This is a genomic window from Streptomyces sp. NPDC001868, assembly GCF_040297125.1.
Taxonomy (GTDB): Bacteria; Actinomycetota; Actinomycetes; order Streptomycetales; family Streptomycetaceae; genus Streptomyces.
The window spans coordinates 19,130-40,636 of the sequence record NZ_JBEOYO010000057.1 but is presented as its reverse complement, the minus strand read 5'-3'; the positions used below and the strand labels follow the sequence as shown (position 1 = coordinate 40,636).

Genomic DNA, 21,507 nt, shown 5'->3' with positions numbered 1-21,507 from the left:
CCGCTGCTCCTGGCCGGGGCCGCGCACAGCACCGAGCAGGGCCCGGCCGGCGCCGCGGCCCGCGCGGCCGCGACCCCGCTGCGCCACACCGGCCGCACCGCCGAGGCCCTGCACCTGCTGAAAGAGGCGCGCCTCCACCTGACGGCCGGATCCCGGCCCACCGTCGCCGAGCTCGACGCGGCAGGCATGGCGGCGCTCACCGCCGCGGCTCGGAGCGCCGCGTCGGCGGGCCGCGGAGCGCTCCGAGCGAGCCGGTCAGTAGGGGCAGGTGTCCATCCAGCGCGTGACCAGGGCTGTGTTGTACTTGTCGGCGTCACGTACGGGACCGCACAGGAACGGGCTGAAACGGGTGTCGGCACGCAGCCAGAGGCTGAGGAACGACACGATCCACTTGCCCTGCTTGGCCTTGTTGCCGTAGCCCGTCATCGGGCACAGATGGTCGCCCGGAACCTCGATGTAGGACTTCTCGGCCCCGGACATGGAGTTGTACCAGGGCACCGCGTAGTCGTTGCCGTGGGCGACAGGGTCGCTTTGACAGGTCAGGAAGAACGTGGGCTCGGTGACTGCGGAGAAGTTCGCGTTCGGGTAGTACGGGGCCGTGGGCACGCCCGCCCTGAAGCGCGCGTCGTCCCGGAGGGCCGCCATGACGCCACCGCCGCCCATCGAGTGACCGACCGCGCCGAGCGTGCCGTCGACCTTCCCGGATATCGGGTTGCCGGCGGCGTTGCCGAGCGCGAGCAACTGGGTACCGGCGGCCGTGATCTGGCGGCCGCGCGACTCGGGATTGTCGGTCAGTGTGTTGGTGCCGACGTTGATGACGACGAAGCCCCAGGAGGCGAGGCGAGGTGCGAGCCACTGCAGGTTCTGCTGTGTGCCCTGATAGCCCGGCATCAGTACGACGCCCGGGTACGAGCCACTGTTCGTGGGGTACGTGACCGTGCCGGAGCCGTACCCGCTCGGGCTGGGAACGGTGTAGGTGGCGGTGGTCAGCGGCCCGTTGGTGGCCTCCAGGGAAGCGGTCGTCGGGTCCGGGATCTCGTTGCCCGGAGGGGTGCCCTCACTGGAGCCGTACACCTGGAACTCCCACAGCGAGTAGCCGTAGGCGGTGCCGCGCTGGGTGCCGTGGAAGCGGACGTACCGGCCGTTGCCGTTCACGTCGAGGGTCTGCACGCCGCCGGTGCCGGTCGTGGTCGAGTAGACGGTGGTCCAGGCGGTGCCGTTGTCGGAGGTCTGGATCTGGAACGCGCGGGCGTACGCGGCTTCCCAGCGCAACACCACTCGGCTGATGGTGGCGGTGGCGCCCAGATCGACTCCCAGCCACTGCGGATCGCCGAACGTGCTCGACCAGCGCGTTGCGGTGTTGCCGTCCACCGCCGCCGACGCGGAAGTGGACGCGTTCTCGGTGGACGAGGAGGTCGCGGGTTTGCCTTGGGACAGTAAGTCGGCGGCGGCGGCCGGCGGGGCGGCCGCTGTCAGCAGAGTCAGCGCCAGACCGACGACGGTCGCCAGGGAGATCAGCGCCGTCATGGCACGGGGTCGGGTCCGTGACTGCACGGTCGTGCGAGTGGAACGACTTGATGGACGCATTGCTTTACCTCCGGATAGCGGTGAGAGCGCGGTAACCGGACAGCGGGGTGCGCCCGCGCTGTGAGGGCTGCCGGATTCGCCGGGAGACGATGTCTCACAGTGCGGAAGGAAAAGGAAGGGGCGCCGCGTTGGGCGGCTACCGGGACTGTTCGAAGAGCCAGTCGATGACCACGTCGTTCTCGTACGTCTGGGCCCATGACAGGTGTGGGTTCACCGGTGTCGTTCCGGCCGTGTAGCTCGTGAACAGTACGTGACTGCGCGTGGCCCGGGCCCGCCGTAGGAGCGCCCGGGACCGGGCCTCGAACTCTGCCTTCGGCAGATCATTGGCCCACTGCCCACGGGCGACGCGAGCACCGGCGCTCTCCAGCGCGTTCATCAGGGTCCAGGTGCCGGGCTTGCCGAACCGGCCCTCCCGGTAGGGCACGACCGGGTCGTCGACGGAGTGGTCGGCCCACATCGGGATGTGCGTGATCCGGTCCATGGTGGCCGAGTCGCCCCAGCCGGCCGTGGGCAGGGCGGCCGCGAACACGTCGGGTCGCTTCGCCAGCAGGCTGTAGATACCGCGCCCGCCCGAGGACAGGCCGACGAGATAGAGCCGGGCTGTGTCCACGTTTTGGGAGTGCTCGCTCACGAAGGTGTCGATGAGTTCGATCAGAGCGGCCTGGACCTTGGCGTCGGTCCAGTCCGTGCCGTCGGGTCCGTCCATGGGACGGGGCAGGGGGATCTGCGGGGAGAGGACGAACGCGGGGTCGCGGCGCTGTCGTTCCGGTTTGGCGAACGTGACCGCGATCCGGTTGGAGGTGAGCTGGGTCATGTTGTTGTCCGCGACCTCACCACCGCCGTGCAGGGTGACGACGAGCGGGTACCGCTTGCGCGTCTGCGGGTTCCGTAGGAATCCCTCGGGCCGGTACAGCCGGAAGGCCAGTTCGAAACCTGCGGAGTCGGTGAGGGAACCGGCGGCGAAGTCGTCGACGACGGGAGTGACGACGTCGTCGTTCCGGCTCGCGAACGGGCCGGCCTTGAGCACTGGTTCGCCTTCCGGGGTGTGCACGTCCGCCACTTGTCTGACGGAGTAGGCGCGCTCGAGCGGAAGGGGGTCGGTGCCCGATGCCCGCGCGTTGGAGTCGTTCGGGTCGAGTTCGATGATCAGGCGGTCCCCCGGCCGTCCGGGGCGAGATCGGTCGTCCACTTCGGCGGTGGTGCTGGAGTAGACCCGGGTCACCGTGCGAGCCGCCGTTTGTCCGCCCACGGTGGCTTCCACCTGGAAGGCCGAGGGCGGGATCACCCCGCCGCGTAGGTCAATGCGGTACGAGTACTGGAGGGCGAGGGCTGTCACCAGCCAGTTGTTCCTCGGCGTCACCCGCGTGACGAGGTCCGTTCGCAGGACCGGGTTGTTCCCGGAGGTCGCTTGCCGTCCTTGGGGGGCGGCTGTCGTGGTGTCGGCGGCCGAGGCGGTTGCCGTGCTCACGGCCGGCGCCGCGACCGCACCTGCTGTGACTGCGAGCGCCGTACGTCTGGTGATCCGTCCCATGCGTCCTCGTCTCGGTCGGTGGGGCACCCGGGCCGGGTGCCTGGTCTGTATGGATCCGTTTGCTCGCCTGTTCCGAACTTCCGGAAACGGGCGCCATGTTGGAGGCCGGCGGCATGTGCGGTGGCTGCCGGGAGCCCGCCGCCGGCGGGGACTTCGCTCGGGCCGGGGCCAGGGCCGGGGCCCGGGTCACCGGTCACAGGGGGAACGCACCGGTCAGCAGGGCGCCGGCGGTCATGACCAGGGTGGTGGCGAAGGCCCAGCGGAAGATGAAGCGCTGGTGTTCGCCGAGCGACACACCGCTCATGCCGACCAGGATGAACGTGGACGCGGTAAGCGGACTGAGCGGGAACCCCGTGGTCATCTGGCCGAGAACGGCGGCCCTGGCGACCTCGGCCGGGTCCGTGCCGAAGCCCTGCGCGGTCTCGGCGAGTACGGGCAGTACGCCGAAGTAGTAAGCGTCCGGAGTGAAGACCAGGCTCAGCGGCATGCCGGTGACGGCCACCGCGACGGGCAGGTGCGAGCCGAGGGAGCCGGGGACGACGGAGACGAGCGCCTCGGCCATCTCGTCGATCATCCTGGTGCCGGTGAGGATCCCGGTGAGGACGCCGGCCGCGAAGATCATCGTGGTGACCAGGACCACGCTCTTGGCGTGCTTGTCGAGCAGCGCCTGTTGCTGTTCCCAGGTGGGGTGGTTGACCAGCAGCGCGATCGCGAACCCGAGGACGAACAGCACCGGAAGCGGCATCACTTCCTGGATCAGGCAGACCACGAGGGCGACGGTGAGCAGGAGATTGAAGAGGTTCAGCCAGGTCCGCGGCAGCGGCGGCACCCGGACGGTCCCGGGCCCGTCCCCGGGAGCCCGGAGGGTCTGACGCTCCCCGTCAGCCGTCGCGGCAGTGGCGTGCCGACTCGACTCGGGTTCCGTGGCCGCCGTGGTCGCCGTGGCCGTCGTCGAAGCGGCGGGTTCACGGCCGTCCCGCTCGTCCTCGCCCTCACGCACGTCCGTGGCCGGACCCCGCGGGGACAGCGCGGCAAGACGGTTGCGTTCCCGGCGGCCCAGCAGGTATGAGGCCACCAGCACCCAGGCGACACCGAAGCCCATCGCGGGCAGCACGGGGTTGAAGACCTCGGAACTGTCCAGCTTCAGTGCAGCCATGGCGCGTACCGTCGGGCCACCCCAGGGGACCATGTTCATCACGCCCGCGCCCAGGCAGACCACCCCGGACAGCACGAGGGGGTTCATACCGAGCCTCCGGTAGACCGGCAGCAGCGCGGAGACGGTGATGAGGAAGGTGGAGGCACCGTCTCCGTCCAGGGCAACGCACAGCGTGAGAACGGCTGTGGCGACGGTGATCCGCAACGGGTCACCACGCGCCACGCGCAACAGACCGCGGATCAGGGGGTCGAAGAGCCCGGCGTCCACCATCAGGCTGAAGTACAGGACCGCGAAGGCGATCATGATGCCGGTGGGAGCCACCCTGGACAGCCCACCGAGAATCAACTCGCCCAGATCGCCCGCGAATCCGCCGATGAGCGCCGCCAGCACCGGAAGCAGGATCAGAGCGACCAGCACCGAGGCGCGCCTGGTCATGGTGAGCAGCAGGAGAACGGCGATCGTGGCGAAGCCCAGGGCTGCCGGCATGGCGGCGCTCGCTTTCTCGGGGACGGCCCTCGGCGGCGGTGGGCTGGAGTTGGGCGGAGGGAGCAGGCCGAGGTGTTACGCGAGAGTTTCGGAGCAGCGGCGGATCGGTGTCCAGCATCAAACCGAGATCTGTCCATGCGTTAAGTGCATCAATCCGAGCCGGGGCCGCCTATGCTCGGCGGCCATGGAGGCCACCACCTTGCGTCAACTGGCGGCGTACACGGCCGTCGCCCGGGCCGCGAGCTTCACCGCGGCCGCCGCGGAGATGCACGTGTCCCAGTCCTCGCTCAGCCGCGCGGTCGCGGATCTGGAGCGGCAGCTCGGCGTCCAACTCCTGGAACGGGACACCCGTAACGTGCAGTTGACCGCGGCGGGTGCCGAGGCCCTGCGTGTAGCCGAGCAGATCGTCACCGCTCACCGGGCGGGCATGCAGGAGCTCAGGCGATACCTGCTCGGCGAGTCGGGAACGGTCGCCGTGGCCACTCTTCCCTCCGTCGCGGCGGTGCTCCTGCCGCAGGTGATCTCCGAATTCCGCGAGCGGCGGCCACAGGTGGCGGTACGCCTCCTCGACGGCCTGGAGCGGCCGGTACTTGACCGGGTCCTGTCCGGTGACGCCGACTTCGCGATCACCACCGTCCGCAACCCGCCGGAGCAGTTGGAGCACTGCCCCCTGGTCAGGGACCGCTTCGTCGCGGTGCTGCCGGAAGGCCACCCGCTCGCCGACCGCCAGGAGATCGCCTGGGAGGACCTGGCTCGACAGCCGTTCCTGGCCGTCGGGCGCGACTCGAGCGTTCGGCGGCTCACGGACGCGGCGTTCGCCCAGATCGACGCGCATGCGCAACCGGCGGCCGAGGCGGGCAGTATCGCGACCGTGGGGGGACTGGTGACCGCCGGCCTCGGGGTGTCGGCGATGCCCGCCCTCGTGCTCCCGCTGATGGGTGCCGGACCCGTCGTCTGCCGTCCTCTGGTGGACCCTGTGGTGGACCGGCGCCTGGACATCGCGCTGCGCGCCCGACGAACGCTGCCGACCGTGACGGAGCGGTTCCTTCAGACGCTCGAAGAGTTCCGCCTCCAGGGGCGCCCGCTTCCGCCCGGGGTTTCGTGGGCTTGAGGCCACCTACCGCCCACTCCTCGATTCATGCGTTCTCCGCATTGATTCATGGCCTTCTGTTGCTCGACAGGCATTTCTGCGCTCCGGCAGTCTGAAGACAACGGCGACGGCCGTGCCGCACCAACGCGGACGACGCTGTCGGGGACCCACGCGGAACGGCAGGGCAAGGGAGCTGAAGCGGTGTCGGATGACGAGCGGAACACCACTGGAAGCGGGCAGTTGCACGGCCTGAAAGTGGTCGAGTTCGCCCATGTGGTGGCCGGTCCGCTGGCGGGCTCGATGCTCGCCGACCAAGGGGCTGACGTCGTACACGTAGAGCCCCCCGGCGCCGGGGACGCGGCCCGCGCCATGGGGCCCCGACGCGACGGTGTTCCCCTGTGGTTCAAGGTCGCCGGCCGCAACAAACGCTCGGTCACCCTCGATCTGCACCACGAGGCCGGCCGGCTCGTCGCCCACCGGCTCGTCGCCTGGGCGGACGTCGTCATCGTCACCCTGCGCGCCGGACGCCTGCGCAGCTGGGGACTCGACTGGGACTCCGTGCACCGGATCAATCCCCGGGCCGTGCTGCTGCAGATCTCCGGCTTCGGTGCCACCTCGTCACAGGCGGACGCCCCCGGCTTCGGCAAGGTGGGTGAGGCGCGCAGCGGAGTCGTACACCTGACCGGCTTTCCCGACGGCCCGCCCGTGCACACCGGCTTCTCGCACGGCGACGCCGTGACCGGCCTGATGGGCGCCTACGCCGTCCTTGCCGCCCTCCACCGCCGCGACCACGACCCCGGGTTCGACGGCGAGTGGATCGACCTCGCTCTCTTCGAGTCCTTGTTCCGTCTGGTCGAATGGCAGGTCATCGTCCACGACCAGCTGGGACGAGTACCCGAACGCTCCGGCAACCAGTTGGCGGTCGCCCCGGGGGCCGTGATCAACACCTACCGCTCCCACGACGGCGAGTGGATCACGGTGACCTCCGCGACGCCGCGATCGGTCCGCAACATCGCCCGCCTGCTGGGACTCCCCGAGGAGGAGTTCACCACCGCTCAGCAACAGTACGACCGACGCGAACAGTTGGACGAGGACCTGCGGAACTGGGTGGCGGAGCGCGTCACCGGCGAGTGTCTGGAGGAGTTCGCCCGTGCCGAAGTCGTGGCCTCAACGGTGTTCGACGCCGCGGACATCGCCGCCGACCCCGTCTACGCCGAACGCGAAGACATCATCACCGTCGATGACCCCGATCTCGGTCCGGTGCGTATGCAGGCGGTGATCCCGCACTTCCGGCAGCGCCCCGGGCGGGTCTGGCGCACGGGGCCCGCCCTCGGGCAGGACAACCACCTGGTCTACGGGCAGTGGCTCGGACTCGGCGCGGACGAGCTGGCCGACCTGGAGAAGAGCCATGTCATCTGAGGAGTCTTCCAGGAGCCCTGCCGAGGTGGACGCGGAAACGGTCGACCGGCCCCCGCTGCGCTCCCTGCTCTTCGTCCCCGGTACCAGAACCGACTGGCTGCCCAAGGCCCGGGCGGCGGGCGCCGACGCGGCCATCCTCGACCTGGAGGACGCGGTGCCCGCCGCGGACAAGCTCGCCGCCCGCGCACAGGTGGCCGACGCCGTCGCACGGGCCGCCGCCACGTCGGCCCAGCAGGCGGGACGGATGGCGCTGTTCGTCCGTGTCAACCCGCTGGACGGCTGGGCGGGGGCCGAGGAACTGCGCGCGGTCCTACGACCCGGGCTCGCCGGCATCGTGCTCCCCAAGGTCCGCTGCGCCCAGGACGTGAGGCTTGCCGACCGGCTGCTGGGCTGGTGCGAACAGGAACAGGGCCTGCCACCGGGACGGGTCGCCCTGGTGCCCCTGCTGGAGACGGCGCGCGGCCTGCGCGAGGCCTACGACATCGCCCGAGCCGCCTCGCGCATCGCCTACCTGGGCGCTCTCACCGCCCCAGGCGGCGACGTGGAACGTGCCGTCGGCTACCGCTGGAGCCCTGAGGGAACCGAAACGGCGGCACTGCGCTCCCGGGTTCTGCTGGACGCCAGAGCAGCCGGAGTGCCGTGCCCGGTCAGCGGATTGTGGACGCGCATCGGCGACCTGCCGGGGCTACGAGCCTTCGCCGAACAGAACCGCTCCCTCGGCTACGAGGGCATGATGGCGATCCACCCCTCCCATGTCCCCGTGATCAACGAGGTGTTCTCTCCCGGTTCCGCCGAACTCGCCCGCTGCACAGAGCTGATCGCGGCGGTCGAGGCGGCACAGAGAGAAGGCACTGGCGCCGTGACGTTCCACGGTGAGATGGTCGACGAGGCCATGGCCCGTACGGCCCGCCTTGTTCTGGAACGACATGGGGGGTCTGTACGGTGAGTGGCTCTGGCCCGTAGTCGGTGGTGATCGAGGTCGTACGGATCTCCGCCCTCCCACCAGGCGGGACGTCCTGTACCCCGGCACCCCGGTTGCCCACTGGGCCGGGAGCGGGGCCGCCACCGCCCTGGCCTTGATCGAGAGCCTGCCCGGCAGTGAACAGCACCGCTGCGGCTTCTCGCCGGGCCGGAGCGTCCGGGTCTACGAGGACTCTCTCGATCTGGCGCTGTTCGAGGCGGCGTTCTGCTTCACCTGCCACGAGGTCCGCATGCAGGGACCGGCGGTGCCGCCCGCTCTGGCCACGCAGTTCTTCGACCCGGGCGCCCTGCCGGCCCGGACCCTGCTGTCTCGCTTCCGAAAGGCAGCTCCGTAGCCGACCGACTGGATGAGCGCCGCGACAGAAACCCAGGACGCCGCCGACCAGCCCGCCGACCAGCCCGCCGACCACGTCATACGTCCCGCTCGTCGGCCGTATCGCCGCCGAGGAATCGGTCGAGGACGTGTTCCCCCTCCCCCGCCAGCTCGCCGGCGACGGTGAGCTGTTTGTGCTGAAGGTACCGGCCCATGCACTCCTTTCGGGCCGGCCGTCGCCCTACGCCCTCTCCACTTGATAACCGTCCGCATACCTGATCAGCACGTTCGTCGGGTCGACGGCGTCCGGGGCAGGCCCCTTGTACCGCAGGACGACGGGCCGTTCGGTGAGGACGACCGCGTCCTCCAGGGGCCACCACCTGTCGGCCCGGTACAGGGCGTCCCGTTCGGCGTCCAGGGCCGGTGACGCGGGCAGCCCGGCGGCGGACAGCATGCACCGCCAGTGGATCAGGTCCCCCGCGTACGACGACCAGGAGTCCATTCCGCCGCCGAACTCCTCCCAGAGGTAGATCTCCTCGCGGCTCGGCGGAGGCGGCGGGGTGATGACGTCCATGATCACCTCGGGCTGCACGATGTGCGTCGGGATCGGACCGCGGAGGTTCGCGATCATGTTCCGGTAGCCCATCCATCCGAGACTGCTCAGCACCTTGTTCGGCTTCATCGAGTGTTCGAGTACGTTCTCCATCTCCTCGTTCAGTTCATAGGCACCGGACTCCCCGCTCTCCCACGTCAGCCCGAGGAAGTCCCTCAGGGGTGCGCCGAGAGCCTCGACCAGCGCCGTCTGCGCGTCGACCCGGGCGTCCCCGAACGGCCCGGCCAGCCGCCGCCTCGCTTGCCCGCCTCCCCCCGAGGGGAGTTGCTCGCGGAGCCGCCGCTCGGCCTGCTCGGCGAACTCCGGCACCAGCTGTATCGGCGGCCCCACGGCGGCATTCGTGAACAGCGTCCCGTCGAGCCGGTCCTCGAAGCCGCGGCGCAACACCCAGGAGGCCAGCGCGCCGCCCAGCGGGGAGTCCATCCAGACGACGGTCTCCGGCGCGGGCAGCCCATGGGCCCGATACCGGGCGGCGACGGCGGCCTCGGCAGCCGGCCGATCACAACGCTCGGTGGACAGTCCGGCCCGCAACCATCGCTCGCATTCGGCGGCGACATGCTCCTTGACGGCAGCGGTCATCAGTTCCTCGTAGCCCATGGGCCCATCCCCCGTATCCGTCCACCAGCCGATTCCGGTGTCATTCCACCAAGGCCCGCTCCCGACACTTCAGAGGAGACGGGGGACGGGGGACGGCCCCGCGTTCGCCGCCGCGACGGGAGTGGCGCCCTCTGCCGACGGCACCCGGCAATCGGCAGATGTAAACCTGTACGTTACGAGCGATCCGCGAACGGCTGACGAGAAGACACCATGACGCGGCGTTGTCACGTTGTTGGGTGGGTAGGACCTGACGGTGTGTCGAGGCATGGTTCAGTCGGGCTCCGGGCCTGTTGCTCAGGCCGCTGCGGGTCAGCCGGTTACCTGGTCCCAGATCGTGAAGCGGATGGTCATCTCGGCTCGGTAACCGGGAGCGGTCATCAGGTGGCGGCGGCGCCGGAAGTCGGGTGAGATGCCGCTGAACGCGGACAGGAACCACTGGGCTGCGCCGGTACTGCGGAAGCCTTTCATCGCGCGTTCGCGCTGCCGCGTTGGCTGGTGGCTGTTCTCGGCCCGGTTGTTCAGGCCCTTGTGGGAGCGGTGCTCCACCGAGGGCATGACCTCATGGTGGGCGGCGCCGTAGCAGCGGAGCTTGTCCGTGACGACTACCCGCGGCACCGCGCCCGTCGTCTTGAGCAGCCGGCGGAAGAAGCGCCTGGCCGCAGCGGTGTCCCGCCGGTTCTGCACGAGGATGTCGAGGACGTTGCCGCCCTGGTCGACGGCCCGCCACAGGTACTTCTGCTCACCGTTGATCTTGACGAATACCTCGTCCAGGTGCCACTTGTCACCGGGCCGGGGCTGTCGGCGGCGCAGCACGCCTGCGTAGGACTGCCCGAACTTCACACACCAGCGGCGGACCGTCTCATAGGAGACGACGATCCCGCGCTCGAGCATCAGCTCCTCGACCTCACGGAAGCTGAGCGGGAAGCGGAAGTACAGCCACACGCAGTGGGAGATCACCTCGACCGGGTACCTGTGACCCCTGTACGACGGCGACGCGCTCCCCACGGACGATCCCCCTCCACCATGATCAACCCGGCGATCATCCCACCTACCAGCCAACGTGACAGCGCCTGTGCGAGTAGTCACGCGCTCCCGGGGAGCCCGAGTAGCCGGCGCGCGGTGCGGGTAGCCCTTGGGGACGGACGGGGCCGGGGGGCAGACGTGCTGAAGATCTTTCTGAGCTGGTCAGGTGAGCCCGCCAAGGAGTGCGCGAAGCTGCTCCACAAATGGCTGCCGCGGTTCAACGCGGCGATCAAGCCGTTCGTCTCCTCCGAGGACATCAGAAAGGGGGACCGTGGTCTGCAGCGGATCGCCGAACAGCTGGAGGGCTGCTCGTTCGGGATCGTCTGCGTCAATCGGTCCAACCGCGACGCGCCCTGGATCAACTTCGAGTCCGGGGCGCTGTCGCGCCAGGTCTCGGAGGGCAAGGTGATCCCGTTCCTGTTCGGCGCCACGACACCGCGGGATCTGGTCGACAGCCCGTTGCAGCAGTTCCAGGCCGTGGTAGCGGAGTCGGAGGGCGATGTGCTGGCCATGGTCAAGGCGATCAACGCCAGGTGCGAGCCGGCGGCGGACGAGGTCGCCATCAACGAGCTCTTCGAGATGATCTGGCCCAGGATGCAGGCGGGTCTGCAGGAGATCGCCGAGCGCCCCGCGGCCGGGAAGGAGTCCGAGGCGCCACCGCCGCGGCCCGCAGAGGAGATCTTGGACGATTTGTTGCTCCTGATCAGGGAGCAGGTGAACAGGATCACCGATCTGGAACGGGCGGTGCGGGCGTTGAGTCCGGACAACCCCCGGCGGACGCCGTTCATGGGCCTGTTCGACGATGTGAGCGTGACGCCCGCCGGTGGCGTCGAGGAGGCTGCGTCCGGCGGGGAGTCACAGCTCTCGCCCCTGGACAAGGAACGGCGGAGGGAACGGTGATCGGCCACAGCCTGCGCGTACTCCTCCGCACGCCGCAGGGTCTGCGTTTGCTGGCTCGCGAATGGGCTGTGCAATTCGGTCTGCTGTCCGGAGCCACCCAGCTGTACCTGGCGTTCTGGCCGGACAGTTCCCTGCCGCGCTGGCCGGCGTTGCTGGGTATCGCCGGGCTGGCCACAATCGGCGGAGTGCTGCGGTCCTGGCCGCGGTCCACCGTCAGCCGCGAGTTCACCGGTCCGGGCTTTACGGTGACTGTGCAGGTCGGCGATCTCTTCGACCGCGAGTCGCACCTGGTCGTTGGATTCAACGACGTATTCGACACCGACACGAGTGACGAGCGGCTGATCGTCCGGCGAAGCGTCCAGGGGCAGTTCCTGCACCGTGTCTACGCCGGGGACCTCGCACGCCTGGACGGCGACCTCGCCGCGGCGCTCGGCGAGGTCGACCCGACGGGATTGGAGGAGCGGTCGGCGAAGCGAGCGGGCAAGCTGGTGCGTTATCCCGTTGGGACCATCGCCGTGCTTGACGGGCCGGGCCGGCGGTTCTTCTGCGCCGCATACGGGCGGATGGGCAACGACCTGGTCATCTCCTCCGGAGCGGACCAACTCTGGCACACCCTTTGGCAGCTGTGGACCGCCGTCCATCTGCACGGGCGGCGGGAAGCGGTCGCCATGCCGGTCATCGGGGCGGGCCTGGCCCGCATCGACAGCATGGACCACAAGGCCCTGCTGAAACTCATCCTGCTGTCGTTCGTGACCAGGTCGCGGGAGAGTGTCGTTTGTAAGTCCCTCACGGTTGTGGTGCATCCGGGGGACTATGACGAAGTGGACATGCTGGAACTCGGCATGTTTCTGCGAAGCCTGTGACCCGGGCCGGTCGCCGAAACGAGGGGGCGTCACCGATGGACGATCCGCGCGGTTACAACAGGGCGCCCTACTTCTTCCTCAGTTACGCCCACACGCCGAAGCGCGGTATCCAGGGCGACGTGGATCCAGACATGTGGGTGTGGCGGCTCTTCCGCGATCTGTGTGATCACATCCTGCAGATGACGGCCGAGCCCGTGGGATCCCCCGTGGGTTTCATAGACCGGACCACGACCGTCGGGGAGGGCTGGCGCGAACGCTTGGCGGAGGCCCTGGCGACCTGCCGGGTGTTCGTCCCCCTGTACTCCCCGCGTTACTTCAAAAGCGACATGTGCGGCAGGGAGTGGTACGCCTTCTCCCAGCGCATGGCACTGCAAACGGCCCGCTCGTTCGGCGAGGTGGCACCAATCGTGCCCGCCCTGTGGGTGCCGGTTCACCCGGCTCAGTTGCCCTTCACTGCGGCCGCGCTGCAGTTCAACCACAGCGGTTTCGGAGCCGACTACGCCGCGGAGGGCTTCTACGGGCTCATCAAGTTGAACTACCTCCGAAACGAGTACGAGAGGGCCGTCTACCAGCTGGCGAAACGGATCGTGCAGGTCGCAGAGGAGACGACACTGGCTCCCGGGCGCCGCCCGTCGTTCGACACATTGCCGAGCGCCTTCGGCGCGTCCGGCGAGGAGCAGACGCTGAGGATCGTCATTGTCTCCTCCCAGGGAGAGGGCGCGGGCGACGGCGATGACCGGGGTGGTGACAAGTCCGGGGTGCCGGACTGGAATCCGTACGAGCACGCACGGCCGCTCGCCGAATTGGCCGCCTACCTGGCCCGTAACCTCGACTACCGGGCGACCGTCCTGTCGTTCGACGACGTGTCGCCGGAGGATCTGCTGACCGGTGGGTCCTCTTCCGGACCCGCGGTGCTGCTGGTGGACCGGGGGGCGCTGCTCGAACCGGAGCGGCGCGAACGTCTGTCGGCCCTGGACTCTGACGTCCCCCCATGGGTCGGGGCCATGGTCCCCGGGAGCGCCCCTGAACCCGGCGTACGGGACGAGGAGGATCCCGGCCCACCGGATTTGGAGACCGTGGCGCCGGTCATGAGCAGGCGCAGCCGCGCCGTCTCCCGGGCCGCGGTCACGGGACTGGCCACGGCGGAGATGTTTAGCGAGGTTTTCCCGAAGCTCGCGAAGGCGATGAGCGCGCAGTTCGCGACGCATGCCCCGTCCTACCCGCCGACCCCACCGAGACGGCCCTCCTTCCACGCCGATGGTCCCGAACCCGCGGCTGGAATGCGGCACGAGCAGGAGGCGCACGGTGACCGGAGGCCGTGAGGGACGCATCGTCACCTTCTACTCGTACAAGGGTGGAGTGGGTCGCACCATGGCCGTCGCCAACATCGCCTGGATCCTGGCTTCCAACGGCCATCGGGTGCTGGCCTGCGACTGGGATCTGGAAGCCCCGGGACTGCACCACTATTTCCACCCGTTCCTGCCTCCCGCCGCGCTGGGCTCCACGACCGGAATCGTCGACCTCTTCGCCGATCACGCCGTACTGGCCAGGAACCGCGGGCCGAGGGGCAGGGACCTATACGCCCAAACCGCGCGGGTGCGCCCGCACGCCCTGTCAGTCGAGTGGGCCTTCCCGGGCGGCGGTTCCCTGGATTTCCTGTCAGCCGGCCGGCAGAACGCGGAATATCTCGACACGCTGGCCTCTCTCTCCTGGGACTACGTAGGCGGCCCGTTTCTCAGCGCGTTGCGCGAGGACATGCGGCGCAACTACGACTACGTGCTGATCGACAGCCGTACCGGGCTGAGCAACACCGTCGAGATCTGCACCGTGGATCTGCCCGACGTGCTGGTCAGCTGCTTCACATTGAACGTCCAGAGCATCGAGGGAGCGGCCAGGACGGCCCGGTACATCGGTCACAATTCCCCGGGTTGGGAGATCCGGATCCTGCCCGTGCCCATGCGGGTGGGCGGGCCCGACATGTCGAGGCTCGCGGCCGGACGGCAGCGGGCCAGGAACTCCTTCGAGGGCCTGCCGTCGGGTCTGTCGGGCGCGGCCGCCGACCGGTACTGGGCGGAAGTCGCGATCCCCGACCAGCCGAAGTACGGGTGCGAGGAGATCCTCGCCGTCTTCGGTGACGTCTCGGGCGAACCGGGCAGCCTCCTGACCGCCTACGAGCGGCTCACATCGGCGATCACGGATGGTCTGGTTGAGCGGTTGCCGGTGCTCGACGAGAGTCTGCGAAAGCGGCATCTGGCTTCCTTCACCCTGCCCGTCCCGACGCGGGCGGTGCCCGTCGTGCTGGCGCACGTTCCCGCAGACCGGTTGTGGGCGGAATGGATCGGCTGGGCGCTGCGCGGCGCGGGCTTCCAGGTGCTGCCGCCGGACTCGGGCGCCCCCTCCGGGACTCCGGCCGTCGTCGTGGTCTCCCCCAATTTCCGGGGCTCGCCGCGTACCCGCACCATGCCGGCTGCCCCGGACGGCGCGCCGGGCGAAGCCGCCCGGGTGGTGCCCGTCATGGTCGAGCCGGTGGCGCTGCCACCGCGACTGGCCGGTCTCGTGTCGGTTGACCTGACCGGGCTGGACGAGGCCGGTGCCGCGGCGGCCGTGCTCCAGGCCCTCGATCAGCCAGGCCCGCTGGACGGGGTGCTCGATCCTGCCCGTCCGAGGTTCCCGGCGCGGCAGCCGGTGGTGTGGCGGGTGCCTGGCCGGAACAGCGCTTTCGTGGGCCGTGACCTGGTGCTCGACCGCCTGCACGACAGCCTCGCGGTCAGCAGGTCGGTGGTGGTGCTCCCGGACGGCGGGCTCCCCGGTGCGGGTCGACGGCGGCTCGCGGTCGAATACGCACACCGGTTCCGGGCCGACTACAACCTCGTCTGGTGGATTCCGGCCACCACGGCGCACGCGGCGACGGCGTCGCTCGCCCGGCTCGCGGAGGCGCTGTGGCCCGGCACGCTGCTGGACGGAGTAGACGCGGCCTGCGCCCGGGTGGTCGAGGCGCTCTCCGCCGACCGTCCGCACGGCAGGTGGCTGCTGGTGTTCGACGACGCGGGCGGTCCCAGCGAGTTGGCCGGCCTGGTGCCGTCCGGCTCCGGCCGAGTACTGATCACCTCACGCTTCGCGGTTTGGGCAGAGGGCATGGAGACCGTTCAGCTCGGCGCCTTCAGCCGGGAGGAGAGCGTCGAGCTGCTGCGCGGACGGGTCTCTGGGCTGGGTGAGCCGGACGCGGACCGGGTGGCCTCGGCGGTGGGGGACCTTCCGCTCGCCGTCGCCCAGGCCGCAACCTGGCTAAGCGAGACGGAGACGTCCGCGGCGACTTACCTCCGCGAGCTGGCTCGAGCCGGAGTAGTGCCAGCATCGCCGATCACGGCCTGCTGCCGGGTCGCCCTCGTCGGTCTTCGTGAGGTATCCCCGGCCGCGGTCCGGCTGCTGCAGCTGTGCGGCGAGCTCGCTCCGACCCCGCTGCCACTGGACGCGCTGGTTCGCAGCGAGACCCTGGCGGGAGTGCTGTGGGCGGGCCAATCCGGCCGGGCCGATCCGCTGAGATTCATGGCCGCTCTCCAAGAGGCGGACCGTAGTGGGCTGCTAGAGGTGGACAGGCGGGCCCAGACACTGCGGATGCACCGAGCCGTACAGTCCGTGATCCATGCGGAGGTCGACCCAGATGAGCGGGAGGCGGTCCGTCATCACACGCACCTCGTGCTGGCGGAAGCGGTCCGGAACCAGCCGGACGGCGTGCTCGGGGACGAGGCACCGGAAGGGCTCCAAGCGTTGTGGCCGCACTTAGACCACACGGAGGCGGAACACTGCGCCTCGCCCGAGACCAAGTCCGCCCTGATGCGGCGCGCCTTGGGCAGTGCTCCGGGGGGCGCTGCTGGCTAACGGTGGTTTGTTTGTGGGCGGTTCGTGAGTCTATGAGTGGTTCTGGTATCGCCTGATGGTGTGGGCGAAGCCGGAACGTTCCGGTCCGGTGCCGGCGGCCTGCTGGGATCGGTGGGATGAGTGAACGCAAGCCGTACCAGAGCGACTTGTCCGACGAGCAGTGGGCGTTGATCGAGCCGGTGCTCACGGCCTGGAAGAACCGGCACCGTTCCGTGAGCGGCCACTCAGAACCCGTTCATCGACCACCCCGAGTGGGTCGAGGCGACTGGTAGATCGACGGTGACACGCACTGAACTCCCTTCGAGAACAAGGGAGTTCAGCGCCACACCTGTCTCCTCGGTTACGAATCCATGACATTGGGACGTACAACTGGGATCGCCCGGCTCGAGTCGTACCCACTGAACGCGGCCTTCCGCGTACAGAACCGACCGACTCGAAAGGCTCACGTATGTCCCGAGCACACCGCCGAACCCGTACCGCGCTCACCGCACCCCTGGCAGCCGCGGTGCTGCTCGCCGGAGGATTCGGCGCCATTGCTCTCACCGGGGGCCCGGCACTGGCGGCCACCGGGTCCGCGGACACGCAGGACGACTTCAACGGCGACGGATACGCCGACCTGGTCGTGTCGGCTCCGGACGCCACGATCTCCAGCAAGGCCAAGGCGGGCTACGTGGCCGTCACGTACGGCTCCGCCGATGGGGTCTCCGCCGCCAACAAGAAGCTCATCAGCCGCTCCACCAGCGGCGTTCCCGGCTCCGCCACCGCGAACCAGCGCTTCGGGACCAACTTCACCAAGGGCGACCTGGACGGCGACGGCTTCAGCGACCTGGTGATCTCGGGCGGCAGTCCCGGCTCCGTCATCCTCTGGGGCTCCGCCTCCGGACTCACCGGCGGCACGGCCATACCCGGGTACGGGCAGTCCCCCACGACCGGCGACTTCGACGGCGACGGCAAGACGGACCTCGCCCTGTTCTCCTACCTGTCCGGCGCGGGCGACGACCCGGCGAGCGGCGACGCCACCGTGTGGAAGGGCCCGGTCACCCGTGCCGGACAGCCCACCGCCACCCTGCCGCTGCTGGACAAGGCCGACTGGTGGGGCTACGACGCAGGCGACGCGTCCTGCGCCACCAACGGCGGCTGCCAGGAGGACGGCGACTCGATCAGCGGGCCCGTCCGCTCCACCCGGACCGGCGACGTCAACGGCGACGGCAAGGACGACATCGTCGCCTGGAAGTACGCGGGCGACGGCCAGTGGGGCAACCGTCTGTTCCTCGGCGGCGGCAGCACGGGCTTCACCAGCGGCTGGGTCCCCGCGGACGGCACGGCGACCGGTACGGGCACCGGCATCGGGGACGTGAACAACGACGGGTTCGACGACGTCGTGGTGGGCAACTACTGGAACGGCAGCAAGGTCCAGATCGCGTTCGGGTCGGCCTCCGGCCTGTCCGAGGAGCGCGTACAGACCTTCGACCAGGACCTGCCCGGCTTCCCCGGCGTGGAGGAGGAGGGCGACGGGATCGGCTCCACGGTCTCGGTGGCGGACGTCAACGGTGACGGCTTCGGCGACATCGCGCTCGGCATCCCGGGCGAGGACATCGGCGACATCACCGACGCCGGGTCCGTTGCCCTGGTCCCCGGCAGCGCCTCCGGTGTCACGGGCGCCGGTACGCAGACCTTCCACCAGGACACCGCCGGGGTACCCGGAGTCGCCGAGAACGACGACCAGTTCGGCGCGAGCAGCGCGCTGCTGGACGTCGACGGTGACGGCCACGCCGACCTCGCGGCCGGTTCCCTGGCCGAGAACAGCTGGAACGGCGCGGTCTGGGTGCTGCGCGGCACGGCGACCGGTCTCACGGCCACGTCGTCCCTCGCGTTCGGCGCCGGCGACCTCTCGGCGCCCGCCACGGGCGCCCGCTTCGGCGCGCTCCTGCGCTGAGCGAGCCGATCGGGCAACGGGGGTTCGGTGGGGCGGCCTGGTGCCGCCCCACCGTCATGTCCGGCCGGGGCGAGCCGGCTTCGGCCGAGGTGCGCGGGCCGCCTCACCGCCTCGGTCCAAAGGAGCGCGGAGAGCCGAAGGCTCGCTGCGGATGTTTCGTCCCGCCACCGGCAGCGGTGACACCGGCATCGCCGAGCGGGACGCAGGTGCCGCACCGATCGCTCCTGGTCAGCTTCCGGGACCGGCCGCTGCGAGGTCGAGCGCGATGTCGGTGATCATGTCCTCCTGGCCGCCGACCATCTTGCGCCGGCCGACTTCGACGAGGATCGCGCGGGTGTCGAAGCCGTGCCGGCGCGCGGCGGTCTCGGCGTGGCGGAGGAAGCTGGAGTACACGCCGGCGTAGCCGAGGGTGAGGGTCTCGCGGTCGACGCGGACTTCGCGGTCCTGCAGGGGGCGTACGAGGTCGTCGGCGGCGTCCATGAGGGGGAACAGGTCGCAGCCGTGCTCCCAGCCCGTGAGGTCGGCGACCGCGATGAACGCCTCCAGCGGGCAGTTTCCGGCTCCGGCGCCCTGACCGGCGAGGGAGGCGTCGACGCGGGTGACGCCGTTCTCGACGGCGACGACGGAGTTGGCGACGCCCAGGCCGAGGTTGTGGTGGGCGTGGATGCCGATCCCGGTGGCGGGGTCGAGGGCGTCGCGGTAGGCGCGGACGCGGTCGCGGACGCCGTCCATGGTGAGGCGGCCGCCTGAGTCGGTGACGTAGACGCAAGCAGCGCCGTAGGACTCCATCAGCTTGGCCTGGCGGGCGAGTTCGGCTGGTTCGGCCATGTGGGACATCATCAGGAAGCCCGCGACGTCCATTCCCAGGTCGCGGGCGGCCGCGATGTGCTGGGCGGAGATGTCGGCCTCGGTGCAGTGGGTGGCGACGCGGACCGAGCGGATGCCGAGGGCGTGGGCCTGTCGCAGGTCGTGCAGGGTGCCGATGCCGGGCAGGAGGAGCGTGGTGGGCACCGCGTGGTGGACGCTGTCGCAGACGGCTTCGATCCACTCCCAGTCGGTGTGGGCGCCGACGCCGTAGGTGATGCTGGAGCCGGACAGGCCGTCGCCGTGGGCGATCTCGATCGCGGCGACCCCGGCGGCGTCGAGTGCGGTGGCGATGGTGCGGGCCTGGTCGACGGTGTAGCGGTGGCGTACGGCGTGCATGCCGTCCCGCAGGGTCACGTCCTGCACGTACAGGGCGGGCGGCTGCGTGGGCGGTTGGTTCGCGGTCATCGGGAGACCACCTCCGTGGAGCGGTGTGCGGCCATGCGTTCGGCGGTGCGCAGGGCGGCCGAGGTCATGATGTCGAGGTTGCCGGCGTAGGCGGGCAGATAGTGGGCGGCGCCCTCGACCTCCAGGAAGACCGAGACCTTCGCGGCGTCGGCGGGCCGCGTGTCGGCGGGGAGCAGTGAGCGCAAGGGGTCGTCGTCGGCGACGCGGTCGAACTGGACCTTCTGCTTGAGGCGGTAGCCGGGCACGTACGTCTGGACGCGGGCGACCATGTCCTCCACCGAGGCGGTCACCGCGGCCTCGTCGCAGCCGCCGACCAGGCAGTGGACGGTGTCGCGCATGATCAGCGGGGGTTCGGCCGGGTTGAGGACGATGATCGCCTTGCCTCGGGCCGCGCCGCCGACCTGTTCGATGGCCGCGGAGGTGGTTTCGGTGAACTCGTCGATGTTGGCCCGCGTACCGGGGCCGGCTGAACGCGAGGAGATCGAGGCGACGATCTCGCCGTAGTGAACGGGTGTCACGGCGGCGACGGCGGCGACGATCGGGATGGTGGCCTGGCCGCCGCAGGTGACCATGTTGACGTTCGACGCGTCGAGGTGGGCGTCGCCGTTGACGGGCGGGACGACGTACGGGCCGAGTGCGGCGGGCGTCAGGTCCACGACCGTGCGCCCCAGCGAGCGCAGTACTTCGTCGTGGCGGCGGTGCGCACCGGCGGAGGTGGCGTCGAAGACGATGTCCACGTCCGCGAACGCGTCCAGCTTCACCAGGCCGTCGACGCCCTCGTGGGTGGTGGCGACCTTCAGGCGGTGGGCGCGGGCGAGGCCGTCGGAGTCCGGGTCGATTCCGGCCAGCGCGGTGATCTCCAGGGATTCGGAGAGCCGGAGGATTTTGATCATCAGGTCGGTGCCGATGTTGCCCGATCCGATGACGGCGACCTTCGTGGTCATGCTCCGGCTCCTTGCGTGGGGGCGGACGCGAACGTGGTCGTGACGGTGCCGAGCCCTTCGATGTGCGCGGTGAACTCGTCGCCCTCGGTGGCGACGGCCATCGGGCCGAGCGCGCCGGTCAGGACGATGTCGCCGGCCCGCAGCGGGTCGCCCAGGCCGGCGAGGGTGGAGGCGAGCCAGAGGGCGGCGGTGAGGGGGCTGCCCAGGCAGTCGGCGCCGGTGCCCCGTGAGACGGTCTCGCCGTTCTTGGCCAGGGTCATCGTCACGGCCCGCAGGTCGACGCGGTCCAAGGGGACGGGCGTACCGCCGAGGACGTACAGGCCGCTGGAGGCGTTGTCGGCGATGGTGTCGACGATGGTGATGTCCCAGTCGGCGATGCGGCTGTCGACGATCTCCAGTGCGGGCAGCGCGAACGCGGTGGCCCGCAGGAGGTCGGCGATGGTCGGGTCGGGGTGCGGCAGGTTGGTGCCCAGCACCAGGGCGACCTCGGCCTCGACTTTCGGCTGGAGGAGTCGGCCGGGGGCGATGGGCTGTCCCTCGGGTACCGCCATGTCGGCGAAGAGCGCGCCGAAGTCCGGTTGGCCGACGCCGAGTTGGCGCTGCACGGTGGGTGAGGTCAGGCCGATCTTGCGGCCTACGAGCCGACGGCCGGCGGTGACCCCGTGCTCCGCGTGCAGGCGCTGCACGGTGTAGGCCGCCTCGATGTCCGCCTCCGGCAGGAGCGAGCGTACCGGGGCGCATGGGACGCCGGTGCGGGCTGCCTCCTCCAGGATGGCCGCCGCCTTGGTCACGGCGTCTGCGGACTCGTGGGCGCTCACGGTCGCCTCCGGCGGGGACTGGTACGGCGGTGCGGGGCGAACATGCGGGTTACCTCCGGGGGCGGGGTGCGTGAGGGCTGGTGGAGAGGTGGCGGATGG

17 protein-coding genes and 2 pseudogenes are annotated in these 21,507 nt (G+C 70.0%); 11 read left to right on the top strand and 8 right to left on the bottom strand.

Annotated features, from left to right (window positions below; translation table 11 throughout):
• Positions 1-255: 255 nt before the first annotated feature.
• The 3 genes from ABT147_RS39340 to ABT147_RS39330 form a co-directional block, all read right to left on the bottom strand.
• Positions 256-1,527 carry a poly(ethylene terephthalate) hydrolase family protein gene (locus ABT147_RS39340; RefSeq protein WP_351415569.1) on the bottom strand — a complete coding sequence of 424 codons (1,272 nt, stop codon included), beginning with the start codon at positions 1,525-1,527 and terminating at the stop codon, positions 256-258.
• A 196-nt stretch (positions 1,528-1,723) separates the two neighbouring features.
• Positions 1,724-3,055, bottom strand: a complete 1,332-nt coding sequence (locus ABT147_RS39335) for a prolyl oligopeptidase family serine peptidase (RefSeq protein ID WP_351415567.1) — start codon at positions 3,053-3,055, stop codon at positions 1,724-1,726.
• Positions 3,056-3,311: 256 nt separating this feature from the next.
• On the bottom strand, positions 3,312-4,760 hold the full coding sequence (locus ABT147_RS39330; RefSeq protein ID WP_351415564.1) for a CitMHS family transporter: 1,449 nt from the start codon (positions 4,758-4,760) through the stop codon (positions 3,312-3,314).
• Between the two features lie 184 nt (positions 4,761-4,944).
• Here ABT147_RS39330 and ABT147_RS39325 point away from each other — a divergent pair, with 184 nt between their 5' ends.
• The 5 genes and pseudogenes from ABT147_RS39325 to ABT147_RS39305 all read left to right on the top strand — a co-directional run.
• On the top strand, positions 4,945-5,871 hold the full coding sequence (locus ABT147_RS39325; protein ID WP_351415562.1) for a LysR family transcriptional regulator: 927 nt from the start codon (positions 4,945-4,947) through the stop codon (positions 5,869-5,871).
• 180 nt (positions 5,872-6,051) lie between these two features.
• Positions 6,052-7,269, top strand: coding sequence for a CaiB/BaiF CoA transferase family protein (locus tag ABT147_RS39320; RefSeq protein ID WP_351415559.1), 1,218 nt, complete (start codon positions 6,052-6,054; stop codon positions 7,267-7,269).
• A 25-nt stretch (positions 7,270-7,294) separates the two neighbouring features.
• Positions 7,295-8,215 (top strand): HpcH/HpaI aldolase/citrate lyase family protein, encoded by a 921-nt coding sequence (locus ABT147_RS39315; RefSeq protein ID WP_351415557.1) that lies wholly within the window; start codon positions 7,295-7,297, stop codon positions 8,213-8,215.
• Between the two features lie 130 nt (positions 8,216-8,345).
• The gene (locus ABT147_RS39310) at positions 8,346-8,585 is read left to right on the top strand and encodes a hypothetical protein (RefSeq protein WP_351415554.1); all 240 of its coding nucleotides are present in this window, start codon (positions 8,346-8,348) and stop codon (positions 8,583-8,585) included.
• A 28-nt stretch (positions 8,586-8,613) separates the two neighbouring features.
• Positions 8,614-8,787 (top strand): annotated as a pseudogene (locus ABT147_RS39305) (transcriptional repressor LexA); the annotation flags it as partial.
• A gap of 17 nt (positions 8,788-8,804) precedes the next feature.
• Here the strand turns inward: ABT147_RS39305 and ABT147_RS39300 are convergent.
• Positions 8,805-9,773 carry a hypothetical protein gene (locus ABT147_RS39300; RefSeq protein WP_351415552.1) on the bottom strand — a complete coding sequence of 323 codons (969 nt, stop codon included), beginning with the start codon at positions 9,771-9,773 and terminating at the stop codon, positions 8,805-8,807.
• Positions 9,774-10,082: 309 nt separating this feature from the next.
• On the bottom strand, positions 10,083-10,778 hold the full coding sequence (locus ABT147_RS39295; protein ID WP_351415549.1) for an IS6 family transposase: 696 nt from the start codon (positions 10,776-10,778) through the stop codon (positions 10,083-10,085).
• A 156-nt stretch (positions 10,779-10,934) separates the two neighbouring features.
• Here ABT147_RS39295 and ABT147_RS39290 point away from each other — a divergent pair, with 156 nt between their 5' ends.
• The 6 genes and pseudogenes from ABT147_RS39290 (at position 10,935) to ABT147_RS39265 (ending at position 18,374) form a co-directional block, all read left to right on the top strand.
• Positions 10,935-11,696 carry a TIR domain-containing protein gene (locus ABT147_RS39290; protein ID WP_351415547.1) on the top strand — a complete coding sequence of 254 codons (762 nt, stop codon included), beginning with the start codon at positions 10,935-10,937 and terminating at the stop codon, positions 11,694-11,696.
• Complete coding sequence (locus tag ABT147_RS39285) at positions 11,693-12,559, top strand: macro domain-containing protein (protein WP_351415545.1); 867 nt, start codon at positions 11,693-11,695, stop codon at positions 12,557-12,559. Before ABT147_RS39290 ends, ABT147_RS39285 begins: the two co-directional genes overlap by 4 nt.
• Positions 12,560-12,594: 35 nt before the next feature.
• Positions 12,595-13,881 (top strand): TIR-like protein FxsC, encoded by a 1,287-nt coding sequence (locus ABT147_RS39280; RefSeq protein WP_351415542.1) that lies wholly within the window; start codon positions 12,595-12,597, stop codon positions 13,879-13,881.
• Positions 13,865-16,438: an FxSxx-COOH system tetratricopeptide repeat protein gene (gene fxsT / locus ABT147_RS39275; RefSeq protein ID WP_351415540.1), complete on the top strand. Its 2,574-nt coding sequence runs from the start codon at positions 13,865-13,867 to the stop codon at positions 16,436-16,438. The genes ABT147_RS39280 and fxsT overlap by 17 nt, the downstream gene beginning before the upstream one ends.
• Before the next feature lie 116 nt (positions 16,439-16,554).
• A pseudogene (locus ABT147_RS39270) lies at positions 16,555-16,638 on the top strand (transposase); the annotation flags it as partial.
• Between the two features lie 248 nt (positions 16,639-16,886).
• The gene (locus ABT147_RS39265; protein ID WP_351415538.1) at positions 16,887-18,374 is read left to right on the top strand and encodes an FG-GAP and VCBS repeat-containing protein; all 1,488 of its coding nucleotides are present in this window, start codon (positions 16,887-16,889) and stop codon (positions 18,372-18,374) included.
• Between the two features lie 228 nt (positions 18,375-18,602).
• Here ABT147_RS39265 and dmpG read toward each other — a convergent pair whose 3' ends face one another.
• From dmpG to mhpD, 3 genes are read right to left on the bottom strand one after another with little or no spacing between them, the layout of a single operon-like run.
• Positions 18,603-19,646 carry a 4-hydroxy-2-oxovalerate aldolase gene (dmpG, locus tag ABT147_RS39260; protein ID WP_351415536.1) on the bottom strand — a complete coding sequence of 348 codons (1,044 nt, stop codon included), beginning with the start codon at positions 19,644-19,646 and terminating at the stop codon, positions 18,603-18,605.
• A complete protein-coding gene (locus tag ABT147_RS39255) occupies positions 19,643-20,590 on the bottom strand; it encodes an acetaldehyde dehydrogenase (acetylating) (protein WP_351415533.1) in 948 nt (315 codons plus the stop codon). Before ABT147_RS39255 ends, dmpG begins: the two co-directional genes overlap by 4 nt.
• The gene (gene mhpD / locus ABT147_RS39250) at positions 20,587-21,408 is read right to left on the bottom strand and encodes a 2-keto-4-pentenoate hydratase (RefSeq protein WP_351415531.1); all 822 of its coding nucleotides are present in this window, start codon (positions 21,406-21,408) and stop codon (positions 20,587-20,589) included. The genes ABT147_RS39255 and mhpD overlap by 4 nt, the downstream gene beginning before the upstream one ends.
• Positions 21,409-21,507 lie beyond the last annotated feature (99 nt).

Coding starts and splice junctions, on each gene's coding strand:
- ABT147_RS39340 (WP_351415569.1), bottom strand. CDS start 1,527: ATGACGGCGCTGATCTCCCTGGCGACCGTCGTCGGTCTGGCGCTGACT.
- ABT147_RS39330 (WP_351415564.1), bottom strand. CDS start 4,760: ATGCCGGCAGCCCTGGGCTTCGCCACGATCGCCGTTCTCCTGCTGCTC.
- ABT147_RS39325 (WP_351415562.1), top strand. CDS start 4,945: ATGGAGGCCACCACCTTGCGTCAACTGGCGGCGTACACGGCCGTCGCC.
- ABT147_RS39300 (WP_351415552.1), bottom strand. CDS start 9,773: ATGGGCTACGAGGAACTGATGACCGCTGCCGTCAAGGAGCATGTCGCC.
- ABT147_RS39280 (WP_351415542.1), top strand. CDS start 12,595: ATGGACGATCCGCGCGGTTACAACAGGGCGCCCTACTTCTTCCTCAGT.
- ABT147_RS39265 (WP_351415538.1), top strand. CDS start 16,887: ATGTCCCGAGCACACCGCCGAACCCGTACCGCGCTCACCGCACCCCTG.
- dmpG (WP_351415536.1), bottom strand. CDS start 19,646: ATGACCGCGAACCAACCGCCCACGCAGCCGCCCGCCCTGTACGTGCAG.
- ABT147_RS39255 (WP_351415533.1), bottom strand. CDS start 20,590: ATGACCACGAAGGTCGCCGTCATCGGATCGGGCAACATCGGCACCGAC.